At 72.2% G+C, this 2,117-nt stretch carries 2 protein-coding genes and 1 pseudogene; all 3 read right to left on the minus strand.

What is annotated here, in order from left to right:
* Positions 1-143: 143 nt before the first annotated feature.
* On the minus strand, positions 144-1,283 hold the full coding sequence (gene dnaN, locus G454_RS0116780) for a DNA polymerase III subunit beta (RefSeq protein ID WP_027719478.1): 1,140 nt from the start codon (positions 1,281-1,283) through the stop codon (positions 144-146).
* Positions 1,284-1,398: 115 nt separating this feature from the next.
* Positions 1,399-1,668 (minus strand): hypothetical protein, encoded by a 270-nt coding sequence (locus G454_RS0116785; protein ID WP_027719479.1) that lies wholly within the window; start codon positions 1,666-1,668, stop codon positions 1,399-1,401.
* Between the two features lie 31 nt (positions 1,669-1,699).
* A pseudogene (locus G454_RS20060) lies at positions 1,700-2,117 on the minus strand (ParM/StbA family protein); the annotation flags it as partial.

Consider the following 2,117-nt stretch of genomic DNA (forward strand, 5'->3'; position numbering starts at 1 on the left):
CCCGGCGCCGGGCGCGGCCCCCGGGGCGGCCTCGGCGACCAGGCAGGCCGCGCTTTCGGGATCGAAGTAGGCGCAGCGGGCGCAGTCGCGACTCCGGTATTCTTCCATGGCCGATTCCCCCGTTCCCGAAGCGAAACGTTCGCCTACTCTCCCGGGGGCTTCGCCGGCAACAGCACGTATGTGTAGGCCTGGCCTTCTTCCCCACCTTCCGGCCGGAAGACCGCGGCCCCGAGCGGCCCGTTGAGGCCGAGGAAGATACCGCCGCCTCCGACCGCGCGCAGGCCCTCGGCCAGCCACCGCCAGTTGAACCACACTTCCACGGGCTCGCCCTCCACGGTAGCCCGCAACTCCTCCCTCAGTTCCCCGGTCTGGGTGCGGGCGGCGACGGTGCACCTCCCATCTCCAAACGAGAGAGACACCAGCGGCGGCGACAGCTGGTCGTTTTCAACCAGCATCCCGGCCCTCTCCACCGCGGCCAGCAGTTCCCCAGCGCCGAGCCGGGCGGCGGTGGCGAAATCCGAAGGGGTCACTTCTTCGTAGTTGGGGAACCGACCGGCGATCAGGCGCGCGTATAGTTCCGCACCGCCCGGTAACCGGAAGTAGATATAGCCCTCGCCGGTAGCGGCCTCGACCGCGCCCTCCACGCCCCCGCTGGCTAGCCTCTGGACTTCCTTGAGGGCCCTGAGCGGCACTACGGCGTCCGCCCCCTCCGCGGGGCCGCCCCCATTAGTGGCCAGGCGGCACTCGGCCAGCCGGAAGGTGTCCGTGGCCGCCAGCCGCAGTCCGCCGCCCGCGTAGCGGACCAGCGCCCCGTTGAGCGCGGGCCTGGCCAGGTCCGTGGACGCGGCGAAGAGCACCCGCCGCAGCGCCTTTCCGAGGGTGCCACCGTCCACGGAGAAGCGGGTTTCGCCACCGGTGCGTTCTGGAAACGGCGGGTACACCGCGGGATCGAGGCCGTGGAGCGCCGCCCCGGAGGACCCGTAGGCGACGTGGAGCGTCGCGCCGTCCGGCCCCGAGCGCAGCCCCACGGGGCCGTCCGGCAGCCTGCGCACCAAACCCGCAAGCAGGTGGGCGGGCGGGGCGGCCGTTCCCTCTCCGGCCACCTCGGCGGGGGCCGCCACCCTCAGCCAGACCTCGCCGTCGGATGCGGTGGCCAGCAGCGTGCCGCCGCGGGCCTCCAGTAGCAGGTGCGAGAACGCGGGTTGGGGCGAGTTCTTCGCCGCCACCCTCTGGGCGGCTTCGGCGATCTCCATGAGATTTTTCCTCTCGATTGCCAACTCCACGGTGTTTTCCCCCTTCCGCCGACTCTTTTGGTTGATAGCAAAACAAGCCATCGTCTTCTCCGATACCAGCAGGTCGGAAAGGAATCCCGTGCCGCCTGCCGCATTCGCCAGACGCCTACCCCAGCGCGGCCAGGAAGTCCTCCGGGTCGAACCTTGGCCCGCTAGTGTCCCCGGAACCCGCGCTGGAATCTGCCCCGGGGCGCGACAGCGCCCTCTCCAGCGCTTCCAGCCTCGCCAGCAGCGCGTCCAGCTTCTCCAGGCACGGCTCACCGAAGCGGGCGTACCAGGTCACGGCCCGCGACACGAAGGAGGGCAGGTCGCCCTGGGCGTCCAGCACCGCCGCCACGTCCGCCGACACCCTGAAGGCCACCCTGTAGAGGGGCACGGAAACCCACCTACCGTTTCAGCGCCGCGCCTCAGCGCGACGCCATCCGCAGGAACCCCAGGGCGTTGGCGAACGCCGGGTCGTCCACCACCCGGGCGCCGGGGAAGGAGCGGGCCAGTTCTGCGCCGAGCGCCAGGGCGCCTCCCCCGGCCAGCAGGGTCAGCGTGATGAACTTGGCCCAGTCCGCCCAGGCCGAGAGCACCTGCTTGGACACGGCGGCGGCGACCTCCGCGGCGGCCTCCCTGTACGCCCGCGAGAGGTCGAGCTCGCGGCCGCGGTACCCCACCGGGCGGCCCTCGGCCGCCGCCCGGAGCACGTACCCTTCCAGGCGGTGCGGCAGCGGCTCGCCCGCCGCCTCCCGGAACGCGCGGGCCACCTCCTTGGCGAGCAGGTGGCACCCCACCTCGAGGCTGCCGGAGGCCTCGGGCACGGGCCGCCCCGCCTCCAGG

It is taken from the genome of Desulfovirgula thermocuniculi DSM 16036 (genome assembly GCF_000429345.1).
In the GTDB taxonomy this organism is placed as follows: Bacteria; Bacillota; Desulfotomaculia; order Desulfotomaculales; family Desulfovirgulaceae; genus Desulfovirgula; species Desulfovirgula thermocuniculi.